18 protein-coding genes are annotated in these 20,343 nt (G+C 60.4%); 10 read left to right on the top strand and 8 right to left on the bottom strand.

Translation table 11 applies throughout. The features are described 5' to 3' along the window. The first annotated feature begins 109 nt into the window (after positions 1-109). A complete protein-coding gene (locus EV660_RS02870; protein ID WP_071481477.1) occupies positions 110-844 on the top strand; it encodes a GntR family transcriptional regulator in 735 nt (244 codons plus the stop codon). Between the two features lie 254 nt (positions 845-1,098). On the opposite strand, the gene EV660_RS02865 is transcribed toward EV660_RS02870, so the two are convergent. The 8 genes from EV660_RS02865 to EV660_RS02830 all read right to left on the bottom strand — a co-directional run bounded on the left by EV660_RS02865 (position 1,099) and on the right by EV660_RS02830 (position 8,918). Next, positions 1,099-2,088 carry a zinc-dependent alcohol dehydrogenase gene (locus tag EV660_RS02865; protein WP_071481478.1) on the bottom strand — a complete coding sequence of 330 codons (990 nt, stop codon included), beginning with the start codon at positions 2,086-2,088 and terminating at the stop codon, positions 1,099-1,101. Positions 2,089-2,096: 8 nt separating this feature from the next. After that, positions 2,097-2,855: an SDR family NAD(P)-dependent oxidoreductase gene (locus EV660_RS02860; RefSeq protein ID WP_071481479.1), complete on the bottom strand. Its 759-nt coding sequence runs from the start codon at positions 2,853-2,855 to the stop codon at positions 2,097-2,099. Then, the gene (locus EV660_RS02855; RefSeq protein WP_071481480.1) at positions 2,842-4,053 is read right to left on the bottom strand and encodes a DegT/DnrJ/EryC1/StrS family aminotransferase; all 1,212 of its coding nucleotides are present in this window, start codon (positions 4,051-4,053) and stop codon (positions 2,842-2,844) included. The genes EV660_RS02860 and EV660_RS02855 overlap by 14 nt, the downstream gene beginning before the upstream one ends. Before the next feature lie 4 nt (positions 4,054-4,057). Continuing rightward, a complete protein-coding gene (gene hpsN, locus EV660_RS02850) occupies positions 4,058-5,377 on the bottom strand; it encodes a sulfopropanediol 3-dehydrogenase (protein WP_071481481.1) in 1,320 nt (439 codons plus the stop codon). A gap of 66 nt (positions 5,378-5,443) precedes the next feature. Continuing rightward, positions 5,444-6,490, bottom strand: a complete 1,047-nt coding sequence (locus EV660_RS02845; RefSeq protein WP_071481482.1) for an ABC transporter substrate-binding protein — start codon at positions 6,488-6,490, stop codon at positions 5,444-5,446. A gap of 35 nt (positions 6,491-6,525) precedes the next feature. Further along, positions 6,526-7,323: an ABC transporter ATP-binding protein gene (locus tag EV660_RS02840; RefSeq protein WP_071481483.1), complete on the bottom strand. Its 798-nt coding sequence runs from the start codon at positions 7,321-7,323 to the stop codon at positions 6,526-6,528. A gap of 22 nt (positions 7,324-7,345) precedes the next feature. Then, on the bottom strand, positions 7,346-8,131 hold the full coding sequence (locus EV660_RS02835; RefSeq protein ID WP_071481484.1) for an ABC transporter permease: 786 nt from the start codon (positions 8,129-8,131) through the stop codon (positions 7,346-7,348). 4 nt (positions 8,132-8,135) lie between these two features. Continuing rightward, on the bottom strand, positions 8,136-8,918 hold the full coding sequence (locus EV660_RS02830) for an ABC transporter permease (protein WP_071481485.1): 783 nt from the start codon (positions 8,916-8,918) through the stop codon (positions 8,136-8,138). A gap of 136 nt (positions 8,919-9,054) precedes the next feature. Between EV660_RS02830 and EV660_RS02825 the strand changes: the two genes are divergently transcribed. From EV660_RS02825 to phoB, 9 genes are all read left to right on the top strand, one after another. After that, a complete protein-coding gene (locus tag EV660_RS02825; protein ID WP_071481486.1) occupies positions 9,055-10,074 on the top strand; it encodes a LacI family DNA-binding transcriptional regulator in 1,020 nt (339 codons plus the stop codon). Positions 10,075-10,202: 128 nt separating this feature from the next. Beyond that, positions 10,203-11,228 carry a GlxA family transcriptional regulator gene (locus EV660_RS02820; protein ID WP_232727303.1) on the top strand — a complete coding sequence of 342 codons (1,026 nt, stop codon included), beginning with the start codon at positions 10,203-10,205 and terminating at the stop codon, positions 11,226-11,228. Between the two features lie 199 nt (positions 11,229-11,427). Further along, the gene (locus tag EV660_RS02815; protein ID WP_071481487.1) at positions 11,428-12,387 is read left to right on the top strand and encodes a PstS family phosphate ABC transporter substrate-binding protein; all 960 of its coding nucleotides are present in this window, start codon (positions 11,428-11,430) and stop codon (positions 12,385-12,387) included. Positions 12,388-12,461: 74 nt separating this feature from the next. Then, the gene (locus EV660_RS02810; protein ID WP_071481488.1) at positions 12,462-15,086 is read left to right on the top strand and encodes an ABC transporter permease subunit; all 2,625 of its coding nucleotides are present in this window, start codon (positions 12,462-12,464) and stop codon (positions 15,084-15,086) included. Between the two features lie 21 nt (positions 15,087-15,107). Next, the gene (gene pstA / locus EV660_RS02805) at positions 15,108-16,856 is read left to right on the top strand and encodes a phosphate ABC transporter permease PstA (protein ID WP_084635141.1); all 1,749 of its coding nucleotides are present in this window, start codon (positions 15,108-15,110) and stop codon (positions 16,854-16,856) included. A gap of 9 nt (positions 16,857-16,865) precedes the next feature. Next, positions 16,866-17,672: a phosphate ABC transporter ATP-binding protein PstB gene (gene pstB / locus EV660_RS02800; RefSeq protein WP_071481489.1), complete on the top strand. Its 807-nt coding sequence runs from the start codon at positions 16,866-16,868 to the stop codon at positions 17,670-17,672. 6 nt (positions 17,673-17,678) lie between these two features. Then, positions 17,679-18,707 (top strand): ATP-binding protein, encoded by a 1,029-nt coding sequence (locus tag EV660_RS02795; protein WP_071481490.1) that lies wholly within the window; start codon positions 17,679-17,681, stop codon positions 18,705-18,707. A 62-nt stretch (positions 18,708-18,769) separates the two neighbouring features. Next, positions 18,770-19,477, top strand: a complete 708-nt coding sequence (phoU, locus tag EV660_RS02790) for a phosphate signaling complex protein PhoU (RefSeq protein ID WP_071481491.1) — start codon at positions 18,770-18,772, stop codon at positions 19,475-19,477. A 4-nt stretch (positions 19,478-19,481) separates the two neighbouring features. Further along, positions 19,482-20,174: a phosphate regulon transcriptional regulator PhoB gene (gene phoB / locus EV660_RS02785; protein ID WP_071481492.1), complete on the top strand. Its 693-nt coding sequence runs from the start codon at positions 19,482-19,484 to the stop codon at positions 20,172-20,174. The last annotated feature ends 169 nt before the right edge of the window (positions 20,175-20,343 follow it).

The raw sequence follows: 20,343 nt of genomic DNA, 5'->3' as shown, positions 1-20,343 counted from the left end.
CCGTCCAGTTCCAAAGCCATCGAGTTTTCTTGAAAACTATATAGTTTATATGATAAAGCATTGTCAATGCAGATGTCAGCCGGTTTAGGCACAAAAAGGAAGCCTGCCCATGTCGAACAGTGAACACGCCCCGCGCCCTGTGGCGCAGCCCTTGCACCGCCAGTTGCGCGATCTGATGATGGCGCGGATCGACGCGGGCGAATGGTCGCCCGGCACCTATCTGCCCCCTGAAACCCGTCTGGCCGAAGAATATGGCGTGGCTGTGGGCACGCTGCGCAAGGCGCTTTTGGACATGGCAGCCGAAGGGGTCGTTGTGCGCCGTCAGGGCAAGGGCACGGTCGTGGCCAGCCATGACAGCGATGCGGTGCTGTTTCGGTTTTTCAACCTTCGCAGGCCCGATGGCAGCACCTTGCGCCCTGAAAGCCGGGTTTTGTCACGTGCGCGGGTTCGGGGCAGCGCTGAAGATACAGCCGCATTGGGGCTGGCAGACGGGGCGGAACTGGTCTGCATCACCCGCGTGCGCGAGGCAGAGGGCGCGCCGATTCTCTATGAGCATATCCTGCTTGATGCCGCGCGTTTCAGCGCTTTGGAAACACAGCCCGAAATCCTTCCCAATACGTTGTATCAGTTGTATCAGCTGGACATGGGCGCAACTGTGCATCGTGCGCAGGAAGCGCTGCGCGCCGTGCAGGCAAAGGGCGAATGCGCGCGCGAACTTGGCGTGGCAGAGGGCGCGCCACTGCTGCATATCCGCCGGGTGGCGCTGGATTATGGCGGCGCGCCGATCGAACTGCGCGTGTCATGGGTCAATACCCAGAGCCTGCAATATGAAACGGGGGTGTGAGGCTGGGTGAGGCGTTGCGGAAGGTGGGTTATTGCGACAAGCCGTGCAGCGTCGGGCCGCGGCGCGGCGATCATCCCTGAAACCTGTAGCGCTTTATGCTGGCCAAACCCTCGCAAAATCAAATCTAAGCGCTGGAGGTAGCCAAATCGCCGTGCCGAGGGGGCGGCCCGGCGATGCGCGGCGGCCTTCGGCCTTGATTCCGCGCGGCAGAGCGACAGGCTGATCCTGCAAAGCAGCCACATCGTTCAGCAGCGCTATCGCACCTCCAGCACGATCTTTGCCGCATCCACACGCCCTGAATCGAGATCGGCAAAGGCTTGCGGTCCTTGCTCCAATGCGCGCGCCTCGACCCAGGCTAGCCGACCCAATGCCCCTTGCGCCAAGGCATTCAGTGCCGCAGCAAAATCATCCGGCGTATAGCAATAACTGCCTGTGATGGTGATTTCCTGAAGCGTGATCCGGCGAATGTCATAGCCTTCCTGCCCTGGTAGCAAGCCAACATGCACGATCACACCACCGGGGCGCACCATCCGCGATGCGGCCTGCCGCGTGGCAACAGCGCCCACAGCGTCGATCACAAGATCAAAGGCGCTTTCGCCCGGATCATGGGCCAGCGGGTCAAAGGTTTCGATCCCGTCCTCGCCCTCAAGCATGGCGCGCCGTCCGGCATGGGGTTCGGCCAGATGAATGCTGGCAGCCCCCATATGGCGGGCAATCAGCGCGGCCGCCACCCCGATGGCCCCGCCCCCTTGCACCAGAACGCGGGGGGCTGGCTGGCCCAACCGCTCCAAGCCGATGCGCATGGCGTGCCATGACACCGCGACAGGCTCGCTCAATGCCGCATCGCGCAGGCTTAGGCTGTCGGGCACGTTCAGCAGGTTGCGTTCGGGAATGGTGACATATTCGGCAAAGGCCCCAGGGCGCGGCGGCATGGAGATGATCGCACGGGTCGGGGACAGATGCGGGCGCCCGGCAAGGGCTGCCGGGCAATCCGGGTCCACCACCAGCGGGTTGATCGCCACACGCGCGCCCTTGCGCGGGCCGGATGCGATTAGCCCTGCCGCTTCATGCCCCAGCACCAGCGGCGCAGGGCGGCGGTCGTCATGGCCGTGATAGGCATGCATGTCTGACCCGCAAATGCCCACGGCATGAACGGCGACCAGCACCTCCCCCTCCCCCGGTTCGGGGCGGGGCTGGTCGGTGACGATCATCTGGTTGGGGCCGGTATAGACAAGCGCGCGCATGGTATCCCTCATTTCGCGGTAAATCCGCCATCAACAAACAGGGTCTGGCCTGTGATATAGCCCGCCGCGTCCGAGCACAGGAACACCGTCGCGCCATGCAGGTCTTCCAGCGCGCCATTGCGCCCGATCGCCGTGCGCGCGGCATTGGCCGCGGCAAGGTCCGGGTCATTGAATACAGGTGCCGTCAGCGGCGTTGGAAAGAACCCCGGCGCGATGGCATTGCAGGTGATCCCCTGCCCCGAAAACTCCTGCGCCATAGCGCGGGTCAGTTGCACAATCCCGCCCTTGGCCGCGCCATAGGGGGCGGAATTGGGAAACGCGCGGCTGGATTGCAAGGATGCCAAGTTCAGCACCCGGCCCCAGCCCCGCGCGGTCATGCCCGGTGCGAGATGTTGCAGCAGCAGAAACGGCGCGCGCAGATGCAGCGCCATATGCAGATCGAACGCGTCTGCCGTGACTTCCGCATATGGCTGGCGCAGATTGACGCCTGCCGCATTGACCAGAATATCCACGCCGCCCGTGTCGTTGGCCAGACGTTCCAGCGCGGCCGGATCGGTCAGATCGGTGGGGTGGGCGCGCGCGGTCAACCCGTCCTGCGCAAGCTGCTGGCAGGCCGCATCCAGCTTGGCGCTGTCGCGCGCGGCCAGATGCAGGCTGGCACCCTGCATCCCCAGCGCCCGCGCCATCGCCATACCGATCCCGGAATTTCCCCCTGTAACCAGCGCCTTGCGCCCTGTCAGATCGAACAGATGATCAAGCGCGCCCATGCGGGGTTCCTTCCATATCCAGTGCCGATGCGGCCTTTAACAACGTGTCGGCGATATTGTCGCAGTCGTGCGCGCTCAGCCCAAGGGGAATGCGGATGTCACATAGCGTTGCCTGAATGGCACAGGCGCGCGGCACAAGGCTGGCATCTGCCCCGATCCAATGCGGCGGCGATGAGGTGTAGCCTTCGGGCAGTTCGGTGCCAAACCATTTGACCATGACCCCGGCGCCCCGCGACGCCGCCACAAACCGCGCCATCTGGGCACCATCGGCCCCCGGCAAGCGAAACTGCAACGAGCTTTGCGCATAGGCTTCGGCCTGTGGCCGCCGGGGCAAGGCAAACGCCTGATGCGCGGCCAGTCGCGCGGCGATACGGTCATGGCTGGCATTCCAGTCCGCAACCCGCGCGGGGACCAGGGGCAATTGCGGCAGGGCAAGCGCTGCCACAAGATTGGACATGCGCAAGCTGTAATTCGCGCAGCGGGTTTTCCAATGGTCCATGACCTCAGCCGGGGGCACAGTGCCGTTTTGCGTATAGAGCATGTAGCTGCCCGAATGCAGAATGGCCTGTGCGGCCAGATCAGGGTCATCGGTGACCAGAATACCGCCTTCGCCGGTGTTGATATGCTTGGCTGACTGGAAACTGAAACACCCCGCAAGGCCAAAACTGCCCGTGGGCCGCCCCGCCCAGAATGCACCCAGCGTATGGGCGCAATCCTCGATCAATGCTATTCCTTCCGCGGTGCAGAACGCGGCCAGCGCGTTCATGTCGCAGATATGCCCGCGCATATGCGACAGCAACAAATGCCGCGCGCCACTGCTGCGCGCCTTGGCGCGCAGGTCGTCCAGATCAATGGTCAGGTCTTCGGTAATCTCGACCAGCACAGGGCGCGCGCCGATATGGTCCACTGCGCCGGGCACTGGCCCAAGTGTGAAGGCGTTCATCAGGACCGGATCGCCGGGGCGGACCCCGGCCGCTTTCAGCGCCATGAACATGGCAGAGCCGCAGGAATTCAGCGCCACCGCATAGGCACGCCCGATCAACGCGGCAAAGGCGCGTTCCAGTTGGGCAACGGGTGTGGGGTGCAAGGGGTTTTCAGCGTAACGGTGCAACCGCCCCGAGGCAAGAAGCGCTTGCATATCTGCCAACGCCTCTTGCGGGATTTCGGGCGGACGCCCAAGATCAGCAACCACACCCATCGGATTAAGAGATCGACTCGACCGGCGCGCCAAGGTCGAAATTATGACCGGGGTAGTATTTGGCCAAGCGCGCATCGGCGGTGCGGGCATGGGCTTCCATCCCTTCCAGCCGCGAAATGCGGGCCGTGCGGATGGCCAATTCCTTGCTGGCCTCGCGGTCAGCCTTTTGCCATGTCAGTGGCTTGAGGAATTTATGCACCGACAGCCCCGCCGAATAGCGCGCCGCGTATTTGGTGGGCAGGATATGATTGGGACCAGAGCATTTGTCGCCATAAGCCACGGTCGTTTCCTCGCCCACGAACAGGCTGCCATAATTGGTCAGGTTATCCATCCACCAGTCCAGATCGGCGCAATGGATTTCCAGATGCTCGGACGCGTAATCATCCGACACCTTGACCAGTTCTTCGCGCGTGTCGCACAAGACAACCTCGCCATAATCGCGCCATGCGGCATCTGCGGCCTCTCGCGCGGGTTCGGGCAGGGTTGCGATCAGTTCGGGCACACGGGCCATGACTTTTTCGGCCAAGGCGCGGTCATCGGTGAACAGCCATGCGGGCGATTCATGGCCATGCTCGGCCTGACCGACCAGATCGACGGCCACGATTTCGGGGTCTGCTGTCTTGTCAGCCAGAATGCCAATCTCGGACGGGCCGGCAAAGACATCTATGCCGACCTTGCCGAACAACATGCGCTTGGCCTCGGCCACGAATTTATTGCCCGGACCGACAATCACATCGGCGGGCTGGCCGGTGAACAGGCCATAGGCCATGCTGGCAATCGCCTGCACACCGCCCAAGGTCATGACAATATCGGCCCCTGCCTCGCGCATGGCATAGAGCACATAGGGATGCATCGCGCCGCCGCGATATGGGGTTGAACAGGCCACAACCGTTTTCACGCCTGCCGCCTTGGCTGTTGCCACTGACATGCAGGCAGAGGCGATATGTGCATAGCGCCCTGTCGGTACATAGCACCCGGCCACATTGCACGGCACCCATTTCTGCCCCGCTGTCAGGCCAGAGGGCATGGTCATCTCAAAATCGCGGACCGAATCGCGCTGTGCGAGGGCAAAGCCGCGCACCTGTTCCACAGCAAAGGCGATATCCTGCTTGACCTGTTCAGGCACCTCGGCGGCGCGGGCGTCCATTTCCTCTCGGGTGATCAGGATGGGGCCGTCCCACTTGTCCAGCGTCTTGGCATAGGCGCGCACGGCATCCTCGCCCTCGGCCTCGATCCGCGACAGCATTTCGGTGACCACAGCCTGCGCCTGTGCAGACTCGGTTTCCGGCGTTTTGTCAGCTTTTTTCAGATAGGTGATCGCCATCTTGATCTCGTCATCCTCTGGGGTTGGGACCTGCCACCCGAAACGGGCGGCAGGTCATTGAGTGCATCATTCGTTATTGGCAATGGCCCGCAATTCGGGGTCGTCCATGACCATCTGCATGAAGCTTGGGTTGATGTAATCTTCGGCAGCCGGCGTTGTCTCTGTGGTGCCCACCGAGGTCATGAAGTCGCCAATCGCTGTCAGCCACTGATCGACATCGCTATGCCCGTCCGAGCGGTCCAGAATGGCAAGTTGCTCTTCCAGATTGAAGGTCGGGCGCAGGTCGAATTCGGCGTTGATTGCGTTGTCCGAAATCTCGACCCCGCCATCAGAGTAGAAATCGACCAGATGACGGCGGGCTTCTTCGGGGTTTTCACGCGCCCAGACAACACCGCGCAGGAAGGTTGCCAGAACGGCCGCCACACGTTCGGGGTGCTCTTCGGCAAAGCCGGGGCGCACAACCAATGCGCCGGGCACAATCGCGCCCGCATCCGCACCCGAACACAGGTAGTCGCTATTGGCGCGTTCCTGCAACGTATAGGTGTTGGGTGCCCAGACGCCAGCGAGCCTGCCTTCGCCTGCGATGATGCCGGTAATCACCTGAGCCTGCGCCAGATTGACATATTCCACATCAGACTGGCTAAGCCCCCACTGTTCCAGACAAGACTGGGTCGCGAAATCGACAGTGGAGTTGGTGGTCAGCAAAATCCGCTCGCCACGGATGCTGTCAGGGTCGGCACGGAAACCCTCAATCGCGTCATTGGTGGCCATCAGCGCGTTGCCACGGCTTTCATCATTGGTGATACCCACAGTCTGAAGTCCGAAACGCGCGGCCCCCAGCACAGCCGGAACCGACCCGGTGCCACCCACATCCCAGTCATTGGCCTGCGCCGCCGCGATCTGGGGCGCACCGGCAGGGAAAGTGGTAAAGCTTGGGTCAAGGCCGACATCGGCCCACCAGCCGAATTCGGTCGCCAAATAGAAGGGCAGCGCCCAGTAGAGGGCAGGCTGATAGCTCAGGTTGATGGGGGTCAGGTCTTGGGCCTGCGCAGGTGCATGGGCCGTGAAGCTTGCCGCTGTCGCAAGGGCCAGCGCTTTGAAAGTCAGTTTCATCGGTAGTTCCTCCTCTGTTGTGGTCGTTCAATAGTTCAGGCGTGTTGAGCCGCCTTTTCCTCGCGCAGGCTGCGCCAGATATGCGTGCGCAAATGCACGAAACTTTCGAGATCCATCACATCCTCGATCTTCTCATGGCTGTCCCAGTCCTCGGCATTGCGGATGCTGGCAATGTCCAGCACTTCCTTGATCCGCCCCGGTGCCCGCGTCATGATCGCCACGCGGTCGGCAAGATAGACGGCCTCTTCAACCGCATGGGTGATAAACAGCACAGTGCGCGGGTTCTTGCGCGCAAGGCGCACCAGTTCTTCCTGCATGACCACGCGGGTCTGCGCATCCAGCGCGCCGAAGGGTTCATCCATCAGCAACACATCGGGGTCCAGCACATAGGCGCGCGCAATCGCGACGCGCTGCTGCATCCCGCCTGATAGCTGGTGCGGGAAATGTTTGGCATATTGCGTCAGGTTCATGAGGTTCAGAATGTCCGCGATCCGCGACTCGCGTTCTGACCGGCTGACATTGAGGTTACGCAAGCCCATGTCGATATTGTCATAGACCGATTTCCACGGGAACAGGGCGAATTGCTGGAACACCACAGCGCGGTCGGGGCCGGGGCGCTTGATCGGCGTGCCATCAACCGTGACCACGCCATCGGTTGCAGGCTCGAACCCGGCGACCATGCGCAGACAGGTGGTCTTGCCGCAGCCAGACGGCCCCACAATCGCGACAAATTCCTTGTCGCGTATTTCCATATTGATGTCCTGAAGGGCCTGAAACCCCGTCTCGCGCGGACCGAAGATCTTGTTCACGCCCTTGAACTGGATCACACCCATTCGATTACCCCCATTATCCCTGTCAGTTTTCCAGACCGCGCCTGCGCTGGATGATGCGTTCCACCAGCCGCAGCGCGCTGTCCAGCGCCAGCCCGACCAGCCCGATTGCGACCATCCCGGCCATCACCGTCGTCGTTGAAATATTAGCCTGCCCCTGCACCATCATGTAACCAACCCCGGCCGAAGCCACGATCAGTTCAGCCCCCACCAGCGATTGCCAGCCCAGCCCTGCCGAGACGCGCAGCCCCGAGATGATGGAGGGAACCGACGACGGCAGCAGCACTTCGCGGATCACCCGATGCGAAGGCGTGCCCAGCATGTTCGCCGCCTCGATCAGGCGCGGATCGACGAATTTCGCGCCACGATAGGCGTTGATCACGCAGGGCGGAAAGGCCCCCGCAAAGATGATCATGATCGGCCCGCCAATGCCCGTGCCGAACCACAGCGCCGCGAAGGGCACCCATGCTATCGGCGCAACAAAACGCAGCGCGTCAAACAGGGGCGAGACGATTTCATCCAGAAGCTGATACCACCCCATCAGCAGGCCCAGCGGAATGCCGATCAAGGCCGCCAGCAGGAAACCATAGGCAAAACGCTGGAAACTTGCGAAAAGATGCCCCTGCAAGGTCGCACCGGCAAAGCGACGGTCCAGCAAGGTGGTAAAGCGGTCATACACCTCTACCGGCGAAGGCAGGAAGACATTCGAAATCATCCCGCTGACAGCCAGACCATGCCATAGCCCGATAAAGCTGCCCAAGCCCAATAGCCCCAGAACGACCGATCGTGTGAAGGAGATCTGCTTTTGCATGGGATTATCCTTTCGCAGCCAGAGCGGCGGTATTCCAGCGCAGCGCATAGGCTTCGGCCACCCCCAACAGGCGGGTGGTGCCCCAACCCAGTATGGCGACCGCGATCATCCCCACCAGAATCATGCCCGGATACAAGTCTTGCTGCGCCACGTTCAGAACCCGGCCAATGCCGTAGAACGCGCCCACCAGTTCGGCCGCGACCAGCGTGGTCCATGATGCCTGAAGCGACAGCCGCAGCCCTGTAAAGATCATCGGGCTGGCACCGGGAATCAGGACTTCGCCCACAAAGCGCGTCTTTGGCATGCCCAGCATATAGGCGGCCTCAATCACAGGCCGGTCTATGTTGCGCACACCTGCATAGGTATTGATGACCGAAGGCACGAAGGCCGAAAACCAGATCACCATCATCTTGGCGGCATCACCCAGACCCAACCAGAGAATCGCCAGGGGAATCCATGCCAGCGGCGGGATCGGACGAATGATCAGGAAGATCGGGTTGATCAACGCCTCTGCCGTACGACTCCACCCCATCAGCAGGCCAAGCGGCACGCCGGTAGCAATTGCAAACAGGAAGCCCAGCACAACTAGGCGCAAAGAGTTGTAGACATGCAGCGTCAGGTCGCCACCGCCATAGCCCCGCCCGGATACATGGATGAAGGCTGACCATGTTTCTGCCGGTGACGGAAAACGACCCGAAGGGATCAGGCCCAGCCCCGTGGTCACCGCATACCAGATGACACAGACCACAAGAATCGTAATCAATCCGATTGAAACCCTGCGTGGCACGACATCCCCCCTCAAAGACTATGCAAACGCTTTCATATTTTGCATCAATCTGTCAACTTTAAAATATATATTTATTGTTTTAGCTGAAATTTAAGCTAAAAATGGTAATGTAAATTTTCATGTTTGGGATGAAATAATGTCATCAAGGCGAAAACCCACGCTCGCTGATGTGGCGCGAGAGGCGGAAACCTCTATTGCGACCGTGTCGCGTGCGATGTCGCAGCCGGGGCTGTTGCAGCCGGACACGCTGGAGCGGATTCGCCATGTGGCCGCGCGCTTAGGTTATGTGCCCAACCGCCGCGCCCGCGCGCTGGTATCGGGCCGGTCCAATACAATCGGCGTGGTAGTGCCGACGCTGAATTCACCGATCTTTTCGGCAACTTTGCAGGAAATGCAGCGCGCCTTCAGCGCTAATGGGTATCAACTGCTGATCGCGTCCCATGAATACGATTCCACCAATGAGGCAAGCGCGCTAGCCCAGCTTATCTCGCACGGGGTGGACGGGCTGATTGTCGTGGGCGGTGACAGGCCGCAATCCACCCGGACCCTGCTGGATTCCGCTGGTGTTCCCCTGATCCAGATGTGGGAAGGGCGCGCCGGATGCGACAGGGTGCTGGTCGATAGTTATCAGGCGGGCTATCTGGTCGCGCGGTATCTGATGGATCTGGGGCACAGCCGAATCGGGGTGATTTGCGGCCACCTTCGCAACAACGACCGGCAGGCCGCGCGCGTGAATGGCATCCGTGCGGCTTTGCTGGAGAATGACATCATTCTGGCGCAGACCCAGATCAGTGAGCAACCCCTGACCCTGTCGGCAGGGCGTTCAGGGTGCATGACGCTTCTGGAAATGGTGCCGCGCCCCAGTGCGATTATCGGAACAGCGGATCTGCTGGCCATTGGTGCAATGATTGAGGCGCAGGGTCGCGGCATTGATGTTCCTGAAAGCATTTCTTTTGCCGGGATCGACAATGTCGATTTCGCCGCGCATCTGGCCCCGTCGCTGACCACAGTTGACATTCCGGCCGCAAGGATCGGGGCCGAGGCTGCAGCGCTGATGCTGCTGCGGCTGGAAGCCGGGACGACAATACCCGATCGCAGCGTGCAACTGCCTGTCAATCTGGTCGTGCGCCATTCGACCGGACCTTGCAAAAACTGACATACGCGCTGGGCACGTGTGAGCACTTTGCGCTGCTGAGGTTTTGTGGAAAGCTTGATGTAACAGCGTCATGACGCAAGACCGGCGTTATGGCGCAGTGCGCTGACGGGAAACAGGAAGGTTCAGCAATGCAGCAGCACAGAAACGCGCTACGACAGACTGAAAACCCGCATGTGGGTTTTCTGATCTTTCCCGGTTTCCCCATGGCCTGCCTGACCTCGATGATAGAACCTTTGCGCGCGGCCAATGAGATATCTGGGCGCGAGGCGTTTCACTGGTCGCTGATAACGGAAGATGGCGCGCCAGTGGAAAGCAGCGCCAAGGTTGCGTTTCACCCCTCGGCCGATCTGACTGCCTTGCGCGGAATGACTCATGTGATCGTGTTGTCGCCGCCCAATGGCAGCTTTGCCAATCCGCGCGCGGGCAATGCAGCGTTGCGCGCGGCCGAACGGCACGGCACAGTGCTGGGCGGGGTCAGTGGCGGTGTGTTTCCGCTTGCGCGTGCGGGCCTGCTGGAAGGACACCTGACCTCGGTGCACTGGTGCTATGCCAATGCCTTTGCCAATGAATTCCCGAACCTTCGCACCACAGACGACGTGATCGTGGCCGAAGCGCGGCGGCTGACCGTGTCGGGTGCCGCGGCGGCCTTTGACGCGGCGCTGATGCTGATTGACCAGCGCCTTGGGCCAGAAGTGATGACCGAGGTGGCCTGCTGGTTCCAGCATCCGCTTGTGCGCGGTGCGGGCGTGCGCCAGAAAACTCCTGCCCTGCGCGCTGCGGCAACATCCGATATGCTGCCAGAACCTGTCGCCAGCGCTTTGCAGATCATGTCCGAGAATCTGGAAGACCCGATCAGCATTGCTGATATATGCGACCAGATCAGCCTGTCGCCGCGCCATCTGGAACGGTTGTTCAAGGCGCTGACCGGCAAAAGCCCCTTGAGCTATTACCGCAACCTGCGGCTGGCCGCCGCGCGGCAATTGGTGATGTATTCCAATAAATCCATGACCGAGATTGCGCTTGCCATCGGCTATGCCAGCGCTGGCCCGTTTCGCCAGCGCTATCTGGAAACCTACGGCCTGCCCCCGGATGAAGACCGGCGCAAGATCAACACGTTCCGCGTGCGCGACAACCGCCCCGTACCATCGACCTGACCCACAGATCCGCGACACGTAACCTGCCAATGGCCAGCGCTGGCGCATGCGCGCAGACCGCCGGGCGACTTGTCATATGACTGTTACAAAACCTTAGTATCCCTGTCACATCGCCGCGTTAGGGAAAGGGCGTCGTGCTGATGGTCTGCGTTGGCACGTTATTTGAAAAAACTGACGTCACCACGTGACAGGAGATGACATGACACGTTTTTCGCTGCTGCTTGCCTCAAGCGCGCTGGCCCTGACCACGGCTGCCAACGCCCAGAACGTCGACCCCAACCTGCCCGTTTATGAAGCGGCCTCGGGTGTGTCGGGTAACCTGACATCCATCGGCTCTGACACGCTCAACAACCTTATGACACTTTGGTCCGAAGGCTTCCGCAGCTTCTATCCGAATGTTGCGGTGCAGATTCAGGGTGCCGGTTCGGGCACAGCACCGCCCGCTCTGGTCGAAGGGACCGCCCAATTCGGTCCGATGTCGCGCCCGATGCGTGGCACCGAGATCGAGGAATTCGAAGCGCGTTACGGCTATGAGCCACTGCCAATGCGCGGCGCGATTGATGCAATCGGTGTCTTCGTGCACCGCGACAACCCTGTGACCTGTGTTTCGATGCAGGAAATCGACGCCATCTTCTCGTCCACACGCGCAGGCGGCGCCGATGCCCCCATCACGACATGGGGCGAATTGGGTGCAACCGGCGAATGGGCGGATCGCTCGATCTCGACCTATGGTCGTAACTCTGCCTCTGGCACCTATGGCTATTTCCGCGAAGTTGCCTTGTTTGGCGGCGATTACAGCCCCGATGTCCGCGAACAGCCCGGTTCGTCAACTGTTATTCAGGGCGTTGCCTCTGATATCGGCGGGATCGGCTATTCCGGCGTAGGCTATGGCACGGCTGATGTTCGCGCGCTGGAAATCCGCGGCGAAGATGGCACATGCTACACGACCGAAGATGCCCCGGAAGGCACATACCCGATTGCACGCTTCCTGTATGTCTACATGAATGTAGACCCCAATGCCGAGCTGGAGCCACTGCGCGCTGAATTCGTGCGCTATGTCTACAGCCAGCAGGGCCAGCAGGATGTGGTGCGCGCGGGTTTCTTCCCCGTGACGGCACGCATTGCAGATCTTGATCTGGAAGCCTTCGGCCTGAACTAAGGGTCTGATCGGATCAGGTGGGGTGGCGCGTGCTGCCCCACCCTTTTTTTGTTCTAACGGCATGGACACGCAACATGAGCGATTTGGCCCCCACCACCAGTGAGCGCGGCATGGCTGCACGCAAGCGGCGCATGACAACCCGCGCCAGTGTGAAGATTGGTGAAAACCTTGCAAAGGGGGTTATCACAGTCGGCGGGTTGATGGTGATTGTCGCCGTCCTCGGGATCATGGTGTTCCTGTTTCGTGTTGTCATGCCGCTGATGGCGGGCGGTGAGTTGCAAGGCAACACCCGCTACCAGCTGGACACACAGCAGGACGTGATCTGGATAAATGGGGATGAATTCCAGACACTTGGCATTGCTGTGGCCGCCGAAGGCCGGGTCATCGCCTATCATATCCCCACGGGCACAGAGGTCGCGCGCGAACAGTTTGATTTCGGTGGTGCAGGTGTCACAGCCGTTGCCGGCACCTTGCAGCGCGACCGCGTGGCCTTTGGCTTTGATGACGGAACGGTCCGCTTTGCAACGCTGGGTGTCGAGACAGAGACAACAGCGCGGCGCGCCCTGCCAAGCGGGTTGACACAGATCGACGCACGCGACCGGATGCTGGACGGGCGTGTGTTCACTGAAGTTGGCACAGGGGATTTCAGAACCCTGTCTGCGGTGATCGAATTAGGCGATTCGCAGCAAATCTCGGACCAGCCGATCATTGCGATTGACTACCGCATAGGCGGAACGCGCGAGAGGCCCACCATCGCATTTGCCACTGTAGATGCCGACAACCAGGTGCGGGTCAGCCAGTCGCGCGTGCAGACCAATATGATGACAGGGGAAGAAACCGTCACCACAACAACAACCGAACTGCCACCGCTTGTCGGGCTTGCGGCAGATGCGAGCGTCACCAATCTTTTGCTGTCCGGCACAGGCGACCGTGCCATCGTGTCCAGCAGCGACGGCTATGTGTTCCGCTATGACCTGCGTGACATGAATTCGCCAATGCTGGCCGAAGTGCGGCGCGTGGCCGATGATGGGATTGCGGTCACCGCCATGACCTTTCTGTCTGGTGAAGACACGCTAATCGTTGGGACCGAAGACGGCGGACTGAACGCATTCTTCCGCCTGCAAACCGGCACGGCCGGCACGACCGACGGGCGCGAGTTGATTCGCGCACGCACGCATCGCGCAATGCCAGCGGCGATTGTCGATCTGTCCGAGGCGCAGCGTCAGAAAGAATTTGTTGCCATTGATGCCGAAGGCAATGTCTGGGTCTATCACTCAACCTCTGATCAGGTGCTGTTTGAACTGGCGCGGTCCGGTGATGCCAGCACAGATTCCAGCGGGATGATCTTCCCACGCTCGAACGGTGTGATGCTGGTGTCGCAAGGCGGCGAGGTCGAGGCCTGGCAATACGTCCAGCGCCACCCCGAGGTCACGCTGGGCGTGTTGTTCGGCAAGATCTGGTACGAAGGCTATATGGAGCCGACTTTTGTCTGGCAATCCACTGCCGGGACCGACCTGGCAGAGCCGAAATACTCGCTGGTGCCGCTGATTTTCGGCACGATCAAGGCGGCGACCTATGCCATGCTGTTTGCCGTGCCCATCGCGCTGATGGCGGCAATCTACACGTCTGAATTTGTGGACAGGCGTGTGCGCGGCACCGTCAAGCCAATGATGGAGATGATGGAATCGCTGCCCACGGTGGTGCTTGGCTTCATCGCGGCGCTGGTACTGGCGCCCCTGGTGGAAGAATGGATCGGGGCAGTCTTGCTGGGCTTCTTTGCCTTGCCGACCGGGCTGATGATCGGGGCCGTTGCCTGGCAGGCGCTGCCCGCCAGCACAGCGCTGAAATATGACGGTTTCCCGAAATTCGTGCTGATGGGCCTGTCCATTCTGGTAACCGCATGGGTCGCGGCCAGCCTTGGCCCCGCTTTTGAGCGGGTATTGTTCTACGGCGATTTCAAGGCCTGGACGACAGGACGCATCGGCACTGGTACACCGTTTATGTTCCTGATTTTGCTGCCACTGTCCTATCTGATCATCGGCTGGGCGTTTCGCAAACTGTATGGCCACCACTGGCGCGATCTTATCGGCGGCATGGACCGTTCCCGCGCGGGTATGTTCGACGCGGGGCGCTGGATTGCCATGCTGTTGGGCGCAATGCTGCTGTCCTATGCTTTTGCATCCTTCCTGACACTGATCGGTTATGACCCGCGCGGGTCTTTCATCGACAGCTATCAGCAACGCAACGCACTTGTGGTCGGCTTTATCATGGCCTTTGCCGTGATCCCGAATATCTACACGCTGGCCGAAGATGCGTTGAATTCAGTGCCCGGCCATTTGCGCGCAGCATCACTCGCTTGCGGGGCGACACCGTGGCAGACCGCGCGCTGGGTCGTGCTGCCCACAGCGGCCTCGGGCGTATTCTCGGCGGTGATGATGGGCATGGGCCGGGCCGTGGGTGAGACGATGATCGTGGTCATGGCGGCAGGCAACACGCCGATTATGGAATGGAACATCTTCTCTGGCCTGCGCACGCTTTCGGCCAATATCGCGATTGAATTGCCCGAGGCAGTGAAGGACGGCACCAATTACCGCGTGCTGTTCCTTGCCGCACTCACGCTCTTCATCATGACCTTCATCATCAATACCGGCGCGGAGCTGATCCGCCAGCGCTTTCGCAAGCGCGCCTTCAATCTGTAAATCTTGGGCCTGGGGACAGATATGACCAGCTTGAACGAACAAATGCCACCCGCATCTGGCGCAGCCGGGGCTGCTGGCGTTGCCGCGAAAGACGCTGTGAAGCGCAGACGCGTGCGCCGCTTTTCGGCGGACCTGTCAGCCGCCGGAGAGCCTGCGCTATGGGGGTTTGGCGGCGCATTGGCGCTTGGAATCATCCTGATCGCGGGCTTTCTGATGATGGTGCTGTATAATGGCGCCACAACTTTCTGGCCCAAACCGATTGACAGGATAGAGTTAAGCGATGGCAGCGTCATCGCCGGTGTGGAACGCCGCGGCACGATTTTTCGCCCTGATCTGCCCCGCCTTGACCCCGAGATACGCGCCGAGGTTGAGGCCAATGACGGGTTCGCTTATCGCACTCTGTATCAGACCGCGAATTTCGACCTCTATGGCGACGACTTCCAGTGGGTTGCGGATTTTGAGACGGAAAGCGTCTCGCAGCCAGATGATTTCTATTATTTCGAGCGTCAGACCTGGGGCGTGTTTGTTGGCCGCATTGCGGGGATGCAAATCGCGGGTCAGTCCATGGACTACGACCCCACCGTATTTGCGCGTGAACAGCGCGCTGCGCGCGCGCGGTTCAACGAAATCCGTCAGATCGAACGCAATGAAATCGGGCGTCTGAACCATCTGATAGAGCGCGAACGCCTGAACCAGCGCCGCGCGCTGCTGCGTCAGGGTGAAGAGGCCGCAGCCCCCGAAATTGCCGCTTCACAGGAACGGATCGCCGAATTGCAGGCTGAATTTCAGGTCTTGCAGGCGCGTGTAAACGAAATCCGCGCCCTTGACCAAAGCTACCGCGTAACACTGGAAGAGGTGGGCGGGCGCTCGATCGAGCCGGAGATCAGCCAGATCGTGCGGTTCTTCCCGGCTAATACGATCGGGTTCACCGACAAGCTGGGCATCTATTTCTCACGCTGGTGGGAGTTTGTTTCGACCGAACCGCGCGAGGCCAACACACAAGGCGGCGTGCTACCTGCCATTTTCGGCACTGTCGCCATGACCCTGCTGATGGTGGTCTTTGTGGCGCCCTTTGGCGTGATCACCGCGCTTTACCTGCGTGAATATGCCAAACAGGGGCGCATCACGTCGATTGTACGCATATCCGTCAACAATCTAGCTGGCGTGCCCAGTATTGTTTACGGCGTTTTTGGCCTGGGTTTCTTTGCCTATACGATGGGCGGCACGATTGACCAGTTGTTCTACCCTGAAAGCCTGCCCAACCCGACCTTTGGCAAGGGTGGCATTCTGTGGGCCTCGCTGACGCTGGCACTGCTGACGGTGCCTGTGGTGATCGTGGCGACCGAAGAGGCTTTGGCCGCCGTGCCACGATCCATGCGCGAAGGGTCGCTGGCCTGTGGTGCGTCGAAATGGCAGACCATCCGCTATGTGGTGCTGCCCAAGGCGCTGCCGGGCATCATGACCGGCATGATTTTGGCGATGGCGCGCGGCGCAGGCGAAGTGGCCCCGCTGATGCTGGTGGGTGTGGTCAAACTGGCCCCTGCCCTGCCCATTGACGGCTTTTACCCCTTCATCCACCTTGACCGCAGCTTCATGCATCTGGGCTTTCATATCTTCGATGTGGGCTTTCAGTCGCGCAACTCTGAAGCGGGCAAGCCAATGGTCTTTGTCACCACGCTGCTGCTGCTGAGCCTGATCGTTGCCATGAATGCAACAGCCATCATCGTCCGCAACCGCCTGAAACGCAAATACGCAACCGGCCAGTTCTGAGAGAGCATCATGGACACGATAGAATTCGAACCAACCTCTTACCATGTCAAGAAAAGTGCCGATGGCCCTTGCCTGAGCATCGAGAATTTCAACCTGTGGTATGGTGAATCGCAGGCCCTGTATGACTGCAACATGGAAATCCAGAAAGGGCAGGTCACGGCGCTTATCGGCCCGTCCGGCTGCGGGAAATCCACCTTGCTGCGCTGCCTGAACCGGATGAATGACCTGGTCGACGGGCTAAGGATTGACGGCAGGATCACGGTGGACGGCTTCGACATTTACGGCAAGGGCGTCGATGTGATCGCGCTGCGCAAGCGCATGGGGATGGTGTTTCAAAAGCCCAACCCCTTTGCCATGTCGATTTATGACAACATCACCTACCCGCTGCGGGTGGATGGTGTGACGAAGAAATCCATCCTTGATGAAACTGTCGAACGCGCGCTGCAACAGGCTGCCTTGTGGAAAGAGGTGAAGGACCGCTTGCAGGAAAGTGCGCTGGGGCTGTCAGGTGGCCAGCAACAGCGCCTGTGCATCGCGCGCGCTGTCGCCTCTGACCCCGAAGTGCTGCTGATGGACGAGCCATGTTCCGCACTGGACCCGATTGCAACCGCGCGGATCGAGGAATTGATCGAGGAGTTGAAAGGCACCTATTCCATTGTCATGGTCACGCATTCCATGGCACAGGCCGCGCGGGTGTCGGATAATACCGCTTTCATGTATCTGGGCCGCCTGATCGAGTTTGGCGATACCGAAACGATCTTTACCAATCCGAAGAAAAGCCGCACCAATGACTATGTCACCGGGCGGTTTGGATAACCCTAGATGAACGACACGGCATTGCAGGCCCTGATTTCTGCCTTTCCCGATCCGGTCCTGCTGGCCGATTCCGAGGGGTTTGTGATCGCAGCCAATCCCCCAGCCATCGACCTGTTCGGCGTGCGCATACGCGGGGCACAGCTGCGCGCACATTTGCGCCAGCCCGAGGTATCGGCCATGCTGGAACGGGTTCTGGCCGGGTCTGATGGGGAAAGCGCCAATTTCCATTCGCATGGCGCACAGGCCGAGGCAATCTGGCAGGTCACAGCGCGGCGCATGGATGGTCGGCGAACCGTCATCACCTTGCGCGACATCTCTGATCTGGAAGCAGCCAGCGCGCAAAGACGCGATTTCGTGGCCAATGTCAGCCACGAGTTACGCTCGCCCCTGACCGTTCTGGCCGGGTTTGTCGAAACACTGCAAGGCCCGGCAGGCGACGACCCGCAGGCGCGGGCCGAATTTCTGGGCATCATGGCAGAACAGGCGTCGCGCATGACCGGGCTGGTGGCGGATTTGCTGTCTCTGTCGCGGGTGGAAAGCGTCGAGAAGATCCGGCCACGCAGCGCGGTTGCGCTGGACTCCGTCATCCGCGCAACATTGGCGGCATTGCGCCCGCAGATCGAGAATGCGGGGCTGACAGTGACATGCGATCTGCCTGACCTGCCCGAAATTCCCGGCGATTATGACCAGCTTGTTCAGGTTTATCACAATCTGATCGAGAATGCCTTGAAATACGGCGCCAGCGGCGGTCGGGTCGAGATTACGGGACAGCATCTGGCCACAATGCCCGGCTATGACAGCGCCGTTCTGCGCATTTCGATCAGGGATTACGGCGAGGGTATAGAGCCGATCTACCTGCCCCGCCTGACTGAGCGGTTTTACCGCGTGGACAAGGCGCGCTCGCGCGACAGTGGTGGCACCGGGCTTGGGCTGGCCATCGTCAAACACATTCTGGGGCGTCATCGCGGGCGCCTTGTCATTCAATCCCAGCCTGGGCAAGGGGCGCGATTTGACACTATCCTGCCCTGTAGCTGAAACTTGTCACATCCCTGTCATATCCCGGCAGTATCCCGTACTCGTGGAGAAGGACCAACACCATGAAACCGCATACGCTTTCGGCCTTTGATCGTGATCTTGAAGCCATCAGCCTGAACGTTCTGGCGATGGGCGGGCACGTCGAGGCAGCAATCATGAATGCCGCCCGCGCGCTTGAAAACCGCGACGAAGATCTTGCCGCGCAGGTTGTGCAGGGTGACAAGCTGATCGACGCCGCTGAGGAAGAAATCAACAATCAGGTCGTGCGCCTGCTGGCGCTACGCCAGCCCCATGCTGATGACCTGCGCGCCGCTGTCGCCGTGATGAAAATGGCGGGCGAGTTGGAGCGGTTGGGTGACTACGCCAAGAACATGGGCAAGCGCGTGCCCATCCTGATCAATGCGCCGATCATCGAAGGGGCGGCAGGTGCGCTGCGCCGGCAGGCGCGGCTGGTCGGGCAGATGTTGAAAGACATGCTGGACTCTTTCGCGCGGATGGATGCGGAACTTGCCCGCGATGTCATCAGCCGCGATATTGAAGTGGATGATATGACCAATGCGCTGTTTCGTGAATTCATCACCCATATGATGGAAGACCCGCGCAATATCACGCCATGTCTGCATTACGTCTTTATCGCCAAGAATATCGAACGCATGGGCGATCTGGTCACGCATGGCGCTGAACAGGTGATCTTTGTCACCGAAGGCAGACATGCCGGGCCGCGCGAAAAGGGTCATTCCACAGCGACGATTGCGGCCCCGAAGGAGTAGACTGATGTCCGATGTCGATACCCCGCTGGTTCTGATCGTCGATGACGAACCTGCACAGGTTGCGCTGCTCAGCTACAATCTGAAAGCTGCGGGATTTCGCATTGCAACCGCCAAGGACGGCGAGGAAGCCGTGTTGGCGGTGGCGGAACTAGGCCCCGATGTGATCTTGCTGGACTGGATGTTGCCGCGCCTGTCAGGGCTGGAAGCCTGCCGCCAGATCAGGGCAACACCAGAGGGGCGCGAAGCGTCAATCATCATGGTGTCTGCCCGCTCAGAAGAAGGCGACCGCGTGCGCGGGCTGGATACGGGCGCGGATGACTACATCATCAAACCCTATTCGGTGGCCGAATTGATCGCGCGCGTGCGCGCCAACCTGCGCCGTTTGCGCCCGACCAGCACAGGCCAGGCCCTGCAATATAACGACATTCGGCTTGAACCCGACAGCTACCGCGTGATGCGTGGCAATGAAAACCTGCATCTTGGGCCGACAGAGTTCCGGCTGCTTGCGGCCTTCATGGAACGGCCCGGCAAAGTCTGGACGCGAGAGGCATTGCTGGACCGGGTCTGGGGGCGCGATATTTATATCGACACGCGTACGGTTGATGTGCATGTCGGACGCCTGCGCAAGACGCTATGCGCAGCAGGCGGCGACGACCCCATACGCACTGTGCGCGGTGCTGGCTACGCAATGGGCTGAAGCCCCGCGCCGGTTTCGAACCATCCATCAAATTTACAAAACCGTCACATCAGGCGCGCGAGTCGCGCCAGTGTGGCGCTGACATGCGCCCCTCGATATTGGATTTGCGCATGCATTGCGCCTGTGCATGCAATGGTTTTGCACAAAATTCCGGCAATTTATCACCCGA

It is taken from the genome of Roseinatronobacter bogoriensis DSM 18756 (genome assembly GCF_004366635.1).
In the GTDB taxonomy this organism is placed as follows: domain Bacteria; phylum Pseudomonadota; class Alphaproteobacteria; order Rhodobacterales; family Rhodobacteraceae; genus Roseinatronobacter; species Roseinatronobacter bogoriensis.
The sequence above is the reverse complement of the archived record's forward strand: the minus strand, read 5'-3'. Positions and strand labels throughout refer to the sequence as shown.